13 protein-coding genes are annotated in these 15,648 nt (G+C 51.8%); 4 read left to right on the forward strand and 9 right to left on the reverse strand.

Annotation, left to right across the window (positions count from 1 at the left end; genetic code table 11):
• Positions 1 to 28 precede the first annotated feature (28 nt).
• Positions 29 to 763, forward strand: coding sequence for an aquaporin Z (aqpZ, locus tag SH449x_RS18045; RefSeq protein WP_482377471.1), 735 nt, complete (start codon positions 29 to 31; stop codon positions 761 to 763).
• Between the two features lie 116 nt (positions 764 to 879).
• Positions 880 to 1,629: a hypothetical protein gene (locus SH449x_RS18050; RefSeq protein WP_482377472.1), complete on the forward strand. Its 750-nt coding sequence runs from the start codon at positions 880 to 882 to the stop codon at positions 1,627 to 1,629.
• A 5-nt stretch (positions 1,630 to 1,634) separates the two neighbouring features.
• Here the strand turns inward: SH449x_RS18050 and SH449x_RS18055 are convergent, their stop codons facing one another.
• The 5 genes from SH449x_RS18055 to SH449x_RS18075 all read right to left on the reverse strand — a co-directional run bounded on the left by SH449x_RS18055 (position 1,635) and on the right by SH449x_RS18075 (position 9,441).
• Entirely contained in the window at positions 1,635 to 2,903 is a 1,269-nt protein-coding gene (locus tag SH449x_RS18055) for a PQQ-binding-like beta-propeller repeat protein (protein ID WP_482377473.1), read from the reverse strand.
• Positions 2,904 to 2,965: 62 nt separating this feature from the next.
• Positions 2,966 to 4,405: a DUF1501 domain-containing protein gene (locus SH449x_RS18060; RefSeq protein WP_482377474.1), complete on the reverse strand. Its 1,440-nt coding sequence runs from the start codon at positions 4,403 to 4,405 to the stop codon at positions 2,966 to 2,968.
• 36 nt (positions 4,406 to 4,441) lie between these two features.
• Positions 4,442 to 7,513 (reverse strand): PSD1 and planctomycete cytochrome C domain-containing protein, encoded by a 3,072-nt coding sequence (locus SH449x_RS18065; RefSeq protein WP_482381836.1) that lies wholly within the window; start codon positions 7,511 to 7,513, stop codon positions 4,442 to 4,444.
• A 255-nt stretch (positions 7,514 to 7,768) separates the two neighbouring features.
• A complete protein-coding gene (locus SH449x_RS18070; RefSeq protein ID WP_482377475.1) occupies positions 7,769 to 8,851 on the reverse strand; it encodes a hypothetical protein in 1,083 nt (360 codons plus the stop codon).
• Positions 8,851 to 9,441, reverse strand: a complete 591-nt coding sequence (locus SH449x_RS18075; protein ID WP_482377476.1) for a UvrB/UvrC motif-containing protein — start codon at positions 9,439 to 9,441, stop codon at positions 8,851 to 8,853. Before SH449x_RS18075 ends, SH449x_RS18070 begins: the two co-directional genes overlap by 1 nt.
• 123 nt (positions 9,442 to 9,564) lie before the next feature.
• Between SH449x_RS18075 and trpE the strand changes: the two genes are divergently transcribed.
• On the forward strand, positions 9,565 to 11,088 hold the full coding sequence (gene trpE / locus SH449x_RS18080; RefSeq protein WP_482377477.1) for an anthranilate synthase component I: 1,524 nt from the start codon (positions 9,565 to 9,567) through the stop codon (positions 11,086 to 11,088).
• A 29-nt stretch (positions 11,089 to 11,117) separates the two neighbouring features.
• Positions 11,118 to 12,086 carry an EF-P lysine aminoacylase EpmA gene (epmA, locus tag SH449x_RS18085; RefSeq protein WP_482377478.1) on the forward strand — a complete coding sequence of 323 codons (969 nt, stop codon included), beginning with the start codon at positions 11,118 to 11,120 and terminating at the stop codon, positions 12,084 to 12,086.
• Between the two features lie 11 nt (positions 12,087 to 12,097).
• On the opposite strand, the gene SH449x_RS18090 is transcribed toward epmA, so the two are convergent.
• The 4 genes from SH449x_RS18090 to SH449x_RS18105 form a co-directional block, all read right to left on the reverse strand.
• Positions 12,098 to 13,075: a DUF2231 domain-containing protein gene (locus SH449x_RS18090; RefSeq protein ID WP_482377479.1), complete on the reverse strand. Its 978-nt coding sequence runs from the start codon at positions 13,073 to 13,075 to the stop codon at positions 12,098 to 12,100.
• Positions 13,076 to 13,107: 32 nt separating this feature from the next.
• On the reverse strand, positions 13,108 to 13,929 hold the full coding sequence (locus tag SH449x_RS18095) for a carboxylesterase family protein (RefSeq protein ID WP_482377480.1): 822 nt from the start codon (positions 13,927 to 13,929) through the stop codon (positions 13,108 to 13,110).
• Between the two features lie 117 nt (positions 13,930 to 14,046).
• Complete coding sequence (gene bioD, locus SH449x_RS18100; RefSeq protein ID WP_482377481.1) at positions 14,047 to 14,805, reverse strand: dethiobiotin synthase; 759 nt, start codon at positions 14,803 to 14,805, stop codon at positions 14,047 to 14,049.
• Between the two features lie 40 nt (positions 14,806 to 14,845).
• Complete coding sequence (locus tag SH449x_RS18105) at positions 14,846 to 15,388, reverse strand: YceI family protein (RefSeq protein ID WP_482377482.1); 543 nt, start codon at positions 15,386 to 15,388, stop codon at positions 14,846 to 14,848.
• Positions 15,389 to 15,648 lie beyond the last annotated feature (260 nt).

Here is a 15,648-nt window from a genome sequence, read left to right on the forward strand (position 1 = left end):
GTCTCATCTTTCTTATCAAAGCAAAAAAATGAATCTTGGAAAGCGATGTGTTGCCGAAGGTATAGGTACCTTTTGGCTGGTTTTTGGTGGCTGTGGTAGTGCGGTTTTATCTGCCATGTTTGCAGCCTCAATAGAAAGCTCCAGTGTCAATCTGGGCATTGGCTTCGTAGGAGTCTCATTAGCATTCGGCCTGACCGTACTCACCATGGCCTACGCGATTGGACATATCTCGGGGTGCCATCTCAACCCTGCCGTCTCAGCCGGGTTGGTCGCGGGCGGTCGATTTCCGATGAAGGAATTTGTTCCGTACGTAATTGCTCAAGTCGCAGGAGGGATTGCAGGGGCTGGCGTGCTATATCTCATTGCTTCTGGCAAGGATGGTTTCTCTCTGGCCGCTGGATTCGCCAGTAACGGATACGGAGAGCACTCGCCCGGACAGTATTCTATGTTCGCCTGCCTCGTCGCGGAGGTCGTTCTTACCTTCATGTTCCTGCTGATCATTTTGGGCTCGACCGATCGCCGAGCTCCCGCAGGATTCGCGCCAATCGCCATCGGTTTGGGGCTTACGTTGATTCACTTGATAGGAATTCCAGTCACAAACCTGTCGGTCAATCCGGCTAGATCCACTGGCCCTGCCGTCTTTGTCCAAGGTTGGGCTTTGGCACAATTATGGCTCTTCTGGGTTGCTCCGATTGTTGGTGCGATAATCGCAGGGGCTGTCTATAAAGTTTGCTTCGATTCTGCGGAAGATAAGCGCGGATAAGGCGAGGGGGACGGAAATTTCCGGAAAGGCTTGCGCCTAGAGTCTCTAGATATTGAGCCAGATCATCTGGGTGATAAAGTCAGACGATCCTAGTTCTCTAACGAAATGAGACCGCTATGCCAAGTTCACCGTTAATTCCCGCTAACTGGAGCGATTTCCCGGACGAATTTCGCGAAAGACTAGGGACTTCGGTGGGGCGACAAAGATGTATGATCGCTTCGAATCAACTCTTAATCGTTTGCCATCACGTTCCTGAACACGACGAGGCCGCTAGACGCGGCCTTTTGTTTTGGATGAATGCCCAAGGGGAATGGCGGGCCAGCAATGGCGACCCCGGAAAAGCAGCTCTATCAATGCACCTCGAACGATACGCAAAACGGATCGATGCATATGAAGCAGCCGAGACACAAGCGAATACCGCAGATGACTACCTTGAAATTCTCGATGGCTTAGTGCCTATCATTCGATCGGCAAGAAATTTACTGGCGACCTTGGAAGAAGCTCGCAAGGCGTTTCCCAAAGAACGCTCCTTGATCGATCATCGCGACAAAGCTTACGACATCTCCAGACAAGTCGATCTTCTGTATGAAGATGCTAAGAATGCCATGCAAGTAACTTTGATTCGCCGAGCAGACGAGCAAACCGCAGTGACTCATAGCATGGCGGTGGCGGCGCACAGGCTTAACTTATTGGCGGCAGTGTTTTTACCCGTAGCAACTTTGGGTTCCATCTTCGGTACAACACTGACTGACAACTGGAGTTGGTCGGAAACACCGATAGGGTTCGTTTGCTTTCTGAGCGGCGGAATCGCACTTGGATTATTCCTCGTGCGATTTGTATCATTATCGAAAAGCAAACTGGATTAGTGGACCTACAGCTTTTCTAAACAATACAACGCTTCGAACGTTCGAAAGTAAATTCGTCCATTCACGAATACGGGTGTTGCTACGGTTTGACCCTCTAAAGAATTTTCAGCAACCAACTTCGGCGCATCTCCGCTAAGATCGAGCACCGAGGTCACGCCATCCTCGCGGCTGCAATACAGATGATTACCCGCTAAGATCGGAGAGCTGCTATAAGTGTTTCGGTTGCGAGGCAGTTGCTCTTGCCACAAGACTTTACCGGTGGGTGCATCCAAGCAAGTAACCAGCCCTTTGTCTCCTAAGTTAATGACTTTGCCGTCGTGGTAAATCGGCGTAGGAACATCGCTTCCCAACTGAGCGGTCCAGGCAACTCGTTTGGCATCAGGCACCTCCCTCGCAATGTTGACCGCGGTCAGGGTATTACCCCGAGCATAAGGACATATCACCAAGTCACCGGCCACGACCGGCGAGGAAATAGATCGGAAAAAGGGATTGTTTTCTGGATTCAGGCCGCCGACCTTCCATAGAGCTTTCCCATTGGTCGCGTCATGGCTGGTGACATGATCGGCTCCAACTGTAATGATCTGATCATCGTGATAGACCGGAGTCGTATACGCTTGGTTCGACTCTTGATTCACATCCAGCCAGCGATCGGCTTTCCAGACCTCGTTCCCATTAGACTTATCAATGGCGAGCAAGAAACTGGGGCCAGAGTGCATGACGGCGATAACCAAATGATCCTTGGTGAGAATGGGAGAAGTCCCCAGATCCCACCACAACGTATCTTGACCGTACTTTTCCTGGATATTGAACGTCCAGACCACTTCACCCTTCAAATCCAGCGCAGCCACTTCGCCATTTTTAAAGTAAACAAAGACGTGCTTGCCATCGGTGATCGGTGACGAGTTCGCACCGCTGGCTTTGGCATTTTTGCCCGGGGCAGATGAGCTGAGTTGTTTTTCCCAAACCTTATTTCCACTCTCGTCGATGGCCCACACCGTATTCTTGTCATTATGCGATAACGTAAAAATCAACTTGTCATCAACGACGATAGGTGTGGAAGCCCCTCGACCAGGTAAGTCGAGTTTCCATTTAACATTTGCATCTTCGGACCATTTTGTTGGGTAACTAACGCCGTCAGCTACCCCCGAACCATGGGGACCTCTCCAGTTGTTCCAGGGTATATCGGCAATCGCTAGGTTTCCGAAACCACAGACCAACGAGAACAGAACTAGTCGTTGCACCTTTTTGAGTCGTAGTGAATTCGTTGATTTCATAACTAGTAATCCTGCATACAAGTGGTTAGTTGGGATATTAGCGTCCTGAATAGTCTGCCATCTTAGGTCATTATGCCAGGAACGAGATTGCCATGCACGTCGGTGAGACGATAATCGCGGCCTTGGAAGCGAAACGTTAGCTTCAGATGGTCCAGTCCTAGCAAGTGCAGAAGCGTGGCATTGAGATCGTGAACATGCACCGGATCCTCGGCCACATTAAAGCCTAGTTCGTCCGTGGTACCATGAGTATGCCCAGGTTTCACGCCTCCACCCGCCATCCAAACGCTAAAACTCCGATTGTGGTGGTCCCGTCCATCATCTCCACCTTGAACCATCGGCGTACGCCCGAATTCTCCACCCCAAACGACCAGCGTATCATCCAAGAGACCGCGTTGCTTGAGATCTTTCACCAGAGCTGCACTGGCTCTATCGGTGTCTATTGCGTTCTGCTGCACGCCTCCCTTGAGGTTGCCGTGCTGATCCCATACCTCGTGAAATAATTGTACAAAGCGAACCCCGCGCTCGATCAATCTTCGTGCGAGCAAACAGTTTCTGGCGTAGTTGGCTTCGTTGGGATTTTTGATCCCGTACATGGCGAGCGTTTCGGCAGATTCTTGCCCTAAGTCCATCAGCTCCGGTGCACTCGTTTGTAACTTAAAGGCCATTTCGTAGCTTTGAATTCTGGCCAACGCGGCAGGGTCGCCGATACTGTTCATCGATAGTTCGTTGAGTCGTTGGATGGCATCGAGAGAATCTCGCTGAGCACCGGGATCGATTCCTGGCGGATTGGAAAGATACAATACGGGATCTCCCGTGCTTCGAAAGGGCACACCACCATAGACGGTTGGGAGAAAACCTGCTCCGTAGTTGCTGGCACCACCGCTTGTTCCTTTGGCGCTGGTCAGAACAACAAAGCCGGGCAGGTCCGAGGATTCGCTACCCAAACCATACAAAGCCCACGAGCCGAAGCTCGGGCGGCCGAACTGCTGGGAACCGGTGTTCATCAAGATTTGTCCAGGCGCATGATTCACGGCATCGGTTTGCATGGACCGGATCAAGCAAATATCGTCGGCAATGCTACCGATTTCCGGTAGAACTTCGCTGAGCTCCATCCCGCAGTTGCCATACTTCTTGAACTTAAATTTGCCTCCCAACAATGCTGATTTGGGATCGATAAAGGCGGCTCGATAACCGTCCAAAAGACTTTTCGGTGGGAGCTGACCATTCCGTTTTTCCAGCTCGGGCTTGTGGTCGAATAGTTCTAGCTGACTCGGTGCTCCCGCTTGGAACATGTAGATGACCCGTTTGGCTTTTGGCTCAAAATGGGGAGCCCGAGGAGCCAAGGCATCAGCGTCAGGAAGAGACGCGGAAAAACCGTCCTTTTGCATGAGAGTGCCGGCCGCGATTCCGGCCAAACCGAGTCCGCACTCTTTGAAGAACCAACGACGTCGCAAAGCACTTGCTGCCAGTTCACGGATTTCGTTGTGGATGGGAGTATTCATAGTTGCTTTTGGTTTCGATGGAAGGATTGCGTAAAATTAGTTCTTGGAAATGGTTTCGTCCAAGTTTAAATAGACGCGAGCAGCCAGTACCCATACGGCTGCGTCTTGTGGGGTTACCCCCGTTGGCAGGTTTGGCAATTGGTCTGCTTTACCGGTCGCTATCTCTCGAGGGTTTAACCAACCCTCAGCAACGCGAGAACGCTGTTGTTGTAAAAACTCGAGCAGTGCCTTTTTCTCTTCGTCCGTGGGAAGTCTCGACAAACAGACCAACGACAAATGATCGATCCGCTCGGAATCAGTCGTTGGTGCCTCTCGAAGGATCCGCATCGCCAAAGCTTGGGCTGACTCGACAAAGATGGGTTCATTGAGTCCAGTCAAAGCTGCGAGCGGAGTGTTGGACCGAATGCGACGAACGCAGGAGAAGTCGCCATTCGGTGCATCCAAGGTCGACAGTGCTGGATCAGGCATCGAGCGTTTGCGGAAATTGTAAACCGTGCGACGATATCGCTGGGGTCCCTCGGCGGGTTTCCAATAACCGGGATACACATAGTTGTAGTCCAAGACGTTTTGCGGTACCGGCGGTATCACGCCAGGACCACCAACCTCGTGATGCATCAAGCCTGCCGTGGCCATCGCAATATCTCTTATGACTTCTGCATCGCATCGGAAGCGTGCCCCTCGCGCGAGCAGCGTATTGCTCGGATCGAGATCCAGCAAAGCAGATGTTGCTTTCGAGGACTGCTTGTATGTTTGGCTCAATACGATCTGACGAATCATTTCCTTTTGACTCCAACCTCGCTCCATAAAGTCAACAGCGAGATAGTCGAGGATGTCTCGATACTCTGGAACGGCGGTCCGTGTGCCGAAGTCCTCAGCCGTTTCGACAATGCCGGTTCCAAAGATGGATTGCCAAATGCGATTGATGGCTACCCGTGCAGTCAGTGGCGACTGCGGATCAACCAGCCATTTTGCAAAGGCCAATCGTGCGGGTTCGGGTTGCTCGACGGTTTGCGAAATCAAATGAAAAGCCGCCGGAGTCTTGGGAGGGATGGGTTCCGTAGGTTGATCCCACTCTCCTCGATTTAACAATCGAGTCTCTCTCGCTGCGGCAGGCTCGCGTTCTACAAGATGTAGCACCGATGTAAGTGCCGTCGGATATTGCTTCCACAACGCCTCGATCTGGTCGTGTATAGGTGCTAGCTCGGGCACGGATTTGATCCAAGCGGCAACAATTGCATCGTTTTGGTCTGCGGTCCTTTGGTCGCTCGGCACCAACATGGCTTGGACAGCATCGAAGTCAATGGGCGGTGCCGCTGGATTCGGTGAGTTGGTTAGAGAGACACGGCAGCAGCCCACCATGTCCGTCATTCGCATGACGAATTTGAATCGAGTCCCCTTTTCGAACGTCAACGGTGTTTCGAAGGTCACGACCGCTTGCGAGGAACTATTTCGCCGCCCGAGGCCACGATCGGCTCTCCACCAAGTGTTGTTGTCTCCATCGATCATCAGTGCCACGGGCCCGGTGGCTTGTTTATCCTTTTCATTGCGATTTTCCGGCTCGGAGAAATCAGCGGTCGCACTAACGAGCTTTTGTTTTTCCCAAGTCTCAGTTCCAGGTTTTTGAATAAACACTTCGAGTTCGCGAATCCCCCATGTGCCAACACTGCTGCGCCCGGGGCCCCCGAAAGGTATATCGAGGTGCCTGAGCAACTCCAGTCGGAGGCCTGTAATACCATTGAGCTCCGGTTCGCCGATCATGTAGACATCTTCGCTGGTGTGACCTTGCATGAGTACAGACAAATCATACTCTTGAGTTGGATGGTTCAGACCGCTGACGCTATTGAGATCATCGAACACGACGGGAGTCCAATCCCCCAGTTGCTTGGTGACGGAATCGATCCAGGCTTGTTGTTCGTCCTGCCATTGTGGTCGATCTTTCTTAGCTTGAGCGAATTGTAATTGAATGGCGGATAGGACTTCGTCTCTCTTGGCTTGCTGTTCCGGAGTGTAGACCCACGATTGTGCTTCGTAGCAGTTGTTCAGAAATGCAAACATGCCGAAGTATTCGTCGTGCGTCAACGGGTCGAATTTATGAGTGTGGCATTGGGCGCACTGAGTTGTTAATCCCAGAACCGCTTTGCCTACGCAGTCCACCCGATCGAACATTTCGACCATTCGGAATTGTTCGGGGATGATAGCCCCCTCTTCGTTGATCATGCTGTTACGCAGGAAACCAGTGGCAATCATTTGTGATTGCGTTGCGTTAGGAAGCAAGTCTCCAGCGATCTGCTCGATGATGAACTGATCGTAGGGCATATCCTTGTTCAAGGCTTCGATCACCCAATCTCGCCAGATCCATTGCTCCCGCTTGAGGTCTTTTTCGTAGCCGTTGGTATCGGAGTAGCGAGCCGCATCCAGCCATATGCGCCCCCACTTTTCGCCGAAGCGTGGGCTGGCCAGAAGCTTATCCACCGTGGCTTCGTAACCTTCCTTTGCAAAATCTTCTAGTTCCTGCGGTGATGGTGGTAGCCCGATAAGGTCCAGATAAAGGCGGCGGCAAAGAACGTTGCTCGCTTCTTCGGGAGAAAACGTCAGACCATGCGATTCGAGTTTGCGACGCACAAAGAAATCGATCGGGCTTTCTCCGTCACTTAGTGAGATCGCCTCTTTCTGTGGTGGTGAAAAGGCCCAGTGCTCCACGTACTCAGCACCCTGTGTGATCCATTTTTTCAGAATCTCGATCTGCTCAGGTTTTAGCTTTTCCGCGTGGTGCGAAGGTGGCATCACCTCGTCGGGATCGGTTGAGGTAATGCGACGGATCAATTCGCTCTCGTCGGGATTGCCTGGGACGATCGCATGCAGTTCGGAATCTCCACCAGCCAGGGCAGCGTCTCGCAAGTCAAGTCGTAGTCCACCGTAACGAGTTTCCGCATCCGCCCCGTGACAAGCCAAACAGTTGTCGACCAAGATCGGTCGTACGTCTTTCTCGTAGTCGACGGCAAAAGTCGGAGTAACGTTAGCCGAGGAGTTCGACGGTTCGTCCTCAGCGTCTCCGTACGACTTCGATTCAGAAATCGCAAACAATGTTAGAACGGCGACCCCGATCATGCATTGCAATAGGTGACTCTCGCAATGATTTCTGCGGCTCGAGTAAGCGGAGCATAAGGACAGCAGTGTTGCAAACATAGCTTAAAAGTCTGGCGGGATTGAGTGGTGGGGCCCGGACCACACCGGGTTCTTACATCTTAAGCCGCAGGGGGCAGAAAAGCTACCTGGAAGCTCCAGTAACGGCCCTGAATTGGCTATTGCTCGAATTGGCTATTGAAGGAAGGCTTCTCCCTGGCGAGAACACGTTCCGCGATCCTACAAATACATTTCGGGATCTTCGGCGTCAGAAAAGTCGTCGAACGCACCTAGATAACGATTTTTGTCCAGCATCTTGCTGGCCCCATTGATGAAGACGAAACGAAATCCAAAGATGCGAGTCATAAAAATAGCAAGCAAGTAACCAAGGAGCGGCGAGGGTAACAACGTGAGAAGTGCGAAAAGAATGACGACGCTCGAATTTTGAACATAGATGGCCCGCAGAAACGAAAAATGCGCCAATGGATACATCGCAACTAGAGCTAGACACCAAACGGACAGGCAACCCAAAGCCAAAATGCCAATCCCAAGTACACGGCGATTTCGAGGCCCGTTGAGGGTGAACAACCAGCCGATAAAGCTTAGCCCCAGGAGCCACCTCAACGTGAGGGGAGCGATCAATATGCAAAAGACTATCCACAGCCAAAGTATGAAGTCCGAACTGCTGTATCCATAGATCGCGAACAAACCAACCGCTAACAGTAGTAAGCAGGCTGAATATGCCAGCCCAATCCGTATGGCGACGCGTGCTTTTCGGCGAAGCTTCTCTTGAATTTCTCGTGTATCAATGAAACCGTTCGACACATAGGACCGCGGGATTAGAGCGAACTTAAACCAAGCCGATGCACAAGCAATTCCCACGTACATCCAGTACCAATTGCAAAGGTCACAAAGGGCGAAAGTCAATCCGTTAATCCAACTAGATATAAAGAAAGCGTTGGAAAAAAATTCCCAATACTGCACCACAATCAATCCGAAGACGCATGCTATAAGACTAAGGTGGGCCGCGATGTTGGACCTATTCGAACGCGTGGCTAACCAGAGAAGGATTCCCGTGACCACCAACTCTCGTACAGCCCTTGCGAAAATCCAACTTATATCTGGAAAATTGGAACCCGCGTTGATTGGTCTAAACGCTTGGTTGTCGCCTCTAATGAAAAACCAAACAACGACTCCCAGCGAAACCAATATCGTCAACACATATAGAATACTAAGCGAATAGCTACCACTCGCCTCTAGTTCGCTTTTTCTGCCGCCATCCCACTCTGGGGCTTCCTTCTCGTCAAGATTAAGCGACGCCATTACGATTCGCTTTTATCATCCCGATTCTGGAACTCGTCCTCAGAGACCGACTCTTCCAGTGAAACCATTTCCCCTTCGGATGACTCTGTTGAAAGATTGGCTTCAAAGGCCGCAATTTTATCCCGGAGGATGCTGGCTCGCTCATACTCTTCCTTTTTGATAGCTGCCTTCATCTCTTCGCGGAGTTCTGCCAATTGCCGTTGGCGTTCGGGCGAGCCTCGGCGATTTTTCGGTATCTTTCCTTTGTGTTCTAGGGCCCCATGAATGCTAATCAGTAGCGGCTCCAAATCGTCTTCAAAGGCTACGTAATCATAGGCACAGCCGAGCCGGCCCCCTTTGCGGAATTCGGCAAAGGTGATGCCACAAACTGGACAAGTCTTCTGGTCGGTGGCTGCCAAATCCTTCGTCGTGATATCCATCTTTAGTTGCTGGGCCAGCATATTCGACAGCGCCGTGGCGGGAGAGGCCCCATTGCCGTTGAGATACTCGCGAGCATGATCCTCGCAAAGGTGCAGCACCTTGGGGCCGTCCGAACCGGTAAGCTCGGTAATGTGAAACGTGGCTGGCTTTTCGCAATGCTGACACTTCATACGGGATTTCTCTGGCTAGCAGTTCGCGTTCTTTCTTAACAGTGGTAGTATAGACATCTTGCAACAATTGGGCGATGCTACCGAACCCTTCATTTTTCGCGTTTTGAGAGCAATTACCAGGAGATGAGCGTTTTTCCAACTAGGCAAGAATTTTTGGCTTCCGCTGCGAAGTTCGATATGGTTCCGGTCTTCAGGCGACTACTGAGCGATCACTTGACTCCTGTAACGGCTTTTGAACAACTCGACGACGGCGAAAGCTCGGCGTGTTTATTTGAAAGCGTGGTCGGGGGCGAGCGTATTGGTCGCTATAGCTTTATCGCCATCGGTCCGAGCTCTCGGATGGTTGCGCGCCGAAATGAGGTGGAATGGCACCACAACGGTCAAGTGGAGCATTTTCAAGTAGATGACCCGCTCGACTTTCTGCAAGGGAAACTGACCGGCATCAGTGTAGCCGATTTCGCTGAGCTTCCACCGTTTGTCGGGGGCGCTATCGGGTTTGCTGGCTACGATGTGATTCGTTATGTGGAATCACTCCCCAACGCGCCGCTCGACGATCGCCAGCTTCCTGATTTGGACTTCGGCTTTTACGACGAACTCCTCGTTTTCGACAACGTCAACAAAACCGTTATGGTGGTCCGCCTTGTCAAGATCCCGAGCAGCCGCTCCGAACAGGAATCCCTCGCTGCCTACGAGCAAGCGTGTTCCGACATCGAGAACACAGTCAACAAACTGCGTCAACCGATCGATTCGGTTGCAGTGGACGATATTCAGCTTGGTACGCCGGTCACCCTGGCCCCCAAATCAAACTTCACTCGTGAGGAGTTTGTAGCTGCCGTCGAATCCTGCCGAGAATACATTTTGGCAGGAGACATTTTTCAAGTAGTCTTAAGCCAACGTTTCGAGGTGGAGTGTAGCAGCGATCCGCTCGAAATTTATCGAACGTTGCGAGTGGTGAACCCCAGCCCATTTATGTTTCTCGTGCGGACCCCCGCTTGTACCTTGATTGGCAGCAGCCCCGAAGTGATGGCCAGGGTCTTTGAGCGAACCGTCACGGTGCGACCGCTGGCCGGTACGCGACCTCGCGGAAAATCGCACGACGAGGATCGACGGCTCGCAGAGGAGCTGCTGGCCGATCCCAAAGAACGTGCCGAACATGTCATGCTGGTCGATCTTGGGCGAAACGACGTCGGCCGGGTCGCAGCCTTCGGCACGGTCAAACTGACCGATCTTATGGTGGTCGAACATTACTCTCACGTCATGCATATCTCGTCGAACGTATGCGGCACCTTGAGAGATGACCTTACCGCTATGGATGCGTTCAAATCCTGCTTGCCAGCGGGAACCGTAAGCGGTGCTCCCAAAGTTCGCGCGATGGAAATCATCGATGAGCTCGAACCAACTCGGCGTGGTCCTTATGCCGGTGCCGTCGGTTACTTTGATTATCGCGGGAACATGGACACTTGTATTACCCTGCGAACCATGGTGATTTGCGGTGGAAAAATCTATATCCAAGCGGGTGCGGGGCTCGTAGCTGACAGCGATCCAGCCAGCGAATACGCGGAAACGGTGAACAAAGCCAAAGCCCTTTTAAACGCTGTCGAGATTACGCAAAAACGTCACGACAGCCAGCATTCAGAACAAGTGTAGTCAAACCTACCAAGCGATACGGTGTGACTATGCGATGCGATTTTCAGTCCCAAGCAACTCTTGAAGCATTGCACCAGCGAGCTCAGGTGCTACGGTTTGTTCGAGCTTTCTTCGATCAACGAGGTTTCATAGAAGTTCAGACGCCAGTCCTTTGTCGCGAGGCCGTGATCGATCGACATTTAGATCCGATTCCGGTGACGATGCGATTGCCAGGCGCGGACGCAGAGACGTGGTATTTGCAAACGTCTCCGGAGCAATCCATGAAGCGATTGTTGGCCTCGGGGCTCTCCAACATATATCAAATTGGACCTGTTTTTCGAGATGGAGAACTGGGAAGACATCACAATCCAGAGTTTACGATGCTGGAGTGGTATGATGTCGGTGCCGGATACGAGGCCGGGCAACGCTTGCTCTGCGATTTAGTCGAGCAAACACTAAACACGGCCAACACATCGACGATGACTTTTGAGCAAGCATTCCAGCAAGCAACTGGCCTGAACCTATTCGAGTCCAAGGTATCGGATTTCGCTCGATATGTAGTAGAACGAGAACTCGTTTCTTCCGTCAATTGGTCGGAGGACTGGGACGATTGGGTGAATCTTCTCTTTTCGGAATGCGTACAATCCAAGCTCGGGGCTGATGGACCGACTTTGATTACCAACTTTCCAGCTTCCCAGGCAGCACTGGCTCGCGTCAGCTCGGAAGATCCGCGAACGGCGGAACGCTACGAACTTTTTTATCGCGGAATTGAACTCGCTAACGGATACCACGAACTGCTAGATGTAAACATCCTGAGAGAACGCGACCGCATTGCTAACGCGGGTAGAGTCCAAGACGGAAAGCAGCCGCTGCCCGAGTGTTCCAAGCTTTTAGCGGCGATGGAGTCTGGAATCCCGGCCTGCTCGGGATGCGCTCTAGGATTCGATCGATTGGTCATGCTCGCATGTCAAGCCGCAGAGATCAAAGAGGTCGTTTCCTTTACAGCAGAACGGGCTTGATCTCAGCAGTCTTAGGACTGCCATTTCTTCCAGGCTTTTTCGAAGACATCACCGTATTTTAGCTCTCCCCCTTGGTGACCTACGATAGCAACCAGCAGTGCCAACAACATGGTTCCCACCAACCATGCATGCCGCATTTTCCTCGATTCGCGTCGCATGGCGAGAAGCGAAAGAAAGAGCACAACTACGCTTACGGGGGCGACCGAGGTCCCGAGCCAGCGATGCCCAAAAAAGGTCGTCTGATCGTGGGTGGGATTTTCAGGCAGTGGCTTATTCCAGCTCGGGTAACCTTGAAGATCGGCAAAGCCCCAGCCCATGACAACACTCAGAACCGATGATAGAACGCCGATCCACAGCAGGTGAAATGCCATGCTTTCGCATCGCTTTCCGAGAAAATAGGAAAAGAAGGAACAGAACCCTGCCACGGCAAATAGAGCAATGGGGAAGTGCACGACCGCAGGGTGAAAATAGCCAAGGGCGAGGTAGAGCCGGCTGGTTGCGTTTGGCCTCTCTCCGTCGGTAGCAGTTGGTTTATCTTGATCTTCAGATGCAGGTGTCTTGCTGACCTTGGAATCCTCCGGCCAATCGGCACCTTCGTCGATCCAAGTTTTCAGGATCGCTAGCTCTGCTGCGGGCAATGGCCCGTCGGGAGGCATGACCAGACTCGAGTCCGAGACCTGCTTGCTGGGCTGAAGCAGGTAATCCGTCCAGAGTGAACTACCTTCTGAATCTCCCGGGCTTATGAAACCGAGAACGCTATCCTTATCATCGATGAGGAAACCGTTTTTTGCCGCATCCCCTTCGTGGCAACTCAAACACTTAGCAACAAAAATCGGAGCGACATCGCGGTCGAAGTCGACCACCTTGTCCATCTGGGCCGCTTGCGAAAAACCCACCAGAAGAATCGCTGTTACGAGGCCATAGAGCGAGTTTCGCAACGAGCCTCGGTCGGTATTACGGAGGGTGTCGGCAAAGATGTTGAGATTCATTTTGAAGGGTATAGGTGGGATGTGGGCTGGAATTACTCTATGGTTTTAGACTTTTTTTGAATGAAAATCCATGAATAAAACTCAGGATTTGCATAGGTGGCAGTCCAGCTATCATGTTCCGCGTCAGGATATTCTGTGTAGCGAATTTGTGCTCCTGTTCGCTTGATCGCTTCTACCATCTCACGAGAACGATTGACTTTTACAACCGAATCCTTTGCGCCGTGAAAGCACCATATCGGCAGGCCTGCAAATCGATCGACCTTGCTCGGATCTCCACCACCACAAATGGGAGCTGCCGCGGCAAAGAAATCTGGATAGCGAGCGATAGCGTCCCATGTACCGTAACCGCCCATGGATAGGCCTGTTAACAAGATCCGATCGCTATCCACCCCAGCATTCTCCACCATGTCATCGATCAGTTCTTTCAAGCTTTGCATCGAATCGCTGGCTCTTTCGGGGAGCTCGCTCGAATCCTTGCTCCAATCGGTGTCGGACCACTTCGCATTGGTCGGGCACTGGGGAATGAGAATGTAAGCGGGGTATTGCTTCCGGCGTTCCTCTTTCGCAAATTCACGAGCCCCGTGCTTGAGCGTGCTGAGATTGTCATCCCCCCGCTCTCCTGCTCCGTGTAAAAAGACTAGCAAGGGGTATTTCTTGCCGAATTCGTAGCCAAACGGTTTGAGTAACCGGTACTTGAGCAGCTTTTTATTCGAGCCAATGTACTCCCTGGGTTCAAACAACTGTGATAATTGATCCATAGTCAAAGATTCGGAATCATCACCGAAGGCATGTACTGTAGACAAACTTAGCAACGCTCCAATCGAGAGTGCGATGAATAGCAATCGGTAAGCCATGGTGGGGGACCTGCAAGGTTTTTGAGATAATCGAGGCTCACGTCATTGTAGACCAACCAAGTTGCAACACAAACGAGGCGTTGCGTACTTCACATACTTAGCCCAAAACAAATCAAATTATGGGTAAATTATGGGCGAGAATAGAGAAGCCCAATCGATTTCGCAATCAAACTGTGTCTGATTGTGTCCCAGTCCCACGATCGGAATTTGACGCCAAGCACAGGAAAGTTTCCTGGTGTCGCATTGTTCGGGGGGCTGCAAAGCGAATTCGGATTCGTTGGTCGACTCGCATCGATTCTGCAAGAAATCGACCAAAAGGCTCCGATGCGTGGGGTGCGGGTTTTCATCGACTGCAGCACTGAGTACGATCGCAGCAACGGGAAGATTGAACGACTCCGCAGCCAGCATGGTTGCGAGGATTTGGTGGACGACTCCGAGTCTCCAATTCGCAACGATCACGACGGGAGTGTGCAATGCCACTGCGAGGTCGGCGTTGGTTAATGCGGGAGAGATCGGGGACAAAAGTCCTCCCGCTCCTTCGATGAGAAGCAGATCGCATGTGTTTGCGATGCGTCTGGCTCCGTCAAAGATTTGCTGCTCGTCGACCGCTCTGCCCTCCATCGTGGCCGCAACGGAGGGGGCGAATGGAGCATCAAATCTTTGAGGAGATACCAAATCAGGAGAGGCTGTTCGGCCTGTTGCATCCCATAGACGTTGACCATCGGATCCTGCCCAAGAGGGGAAGCCGCTAGCCACCGGCTTGTACGCCCCGACCCGGCAGCCTGACCGAACCAAGTGCTCAGCAATGAGGCATCCCACGTGCGTCTTACCGACATCCGTATCGGTCCCGGTAAGAATTAATCCACGACACCCCATTATTGACTAGCTACCAACCCTCTCTTGGCGATTAGGCTACCTAGCGTGTGTAGTGCAAGGTTGCGGTGATCTCGACTTCATCGTTGATGTTGGGGCGACCAAAGTTCATGCCCCACTTGGTTCTGTCCAGCTTAAAGGAGGCTGTAACCACGAGTTGAGATTCTTGCATCTCAACCTTGACTGGTACCTTGACCTCGACGGTTTTGTCGAGCATGGTCATTTTGCCAGTCAATGTTCCCTCGTTCTCACCCACATCGACCGATGTCGTTTCGAACTTGATCTTGGGGAACTTTTCGACGTTGAAGAAGTCCGGATTCTTGAGGTGTGCCGTCAGCTTGTCGCTATCGGACCACAGGCTAGCTGTCTTGATGTCAATCGTGAGGGTGCTTTTCTCGGGGGAGTCGAAATCGACTTTGATATCAGCCGAGAACTCTTTGAATCCACCTTTGTGGCTCTCGCCAGCAGGCTTGCTACCTACAAAATCAATTTTGGACTTTTCGCGATCCAGTTTCAGTTCTTGGGCAGAAGTGAATCCGCAAAATGAAACGACCAAACCCAGCATCAATGACAAACGGACTAGCATAGGAATTTCCTCAAAGTAATGGTTAGGGGCCAAAGCAAACTCTGCCCTACTACGAACGTAACGGGTCTGAAGCAAAGCGTCAAACCTGGAGATTGGCTAGTACGTATGGAATTAACTTTCGGTTTGCCGGGGATTTCCATAGTTTTCGAATGTCCGCGGCAAACGTTTTTGCGGAATTCTTCCGGAAGCAAGCGGCTATTGGCGGAAAGCAGGGGTCATGGGGGCGCAAAATGACTTTGCGACACATTTTGCGATATTTT

The organism is Brakhagea baltica (assembly GCF_052161605.1).
Classification (GTDB): Bacteria; Planctomycetota; Planctomycetia; order Pirellulales; family Pirellulaceae; genus JBKCUI01.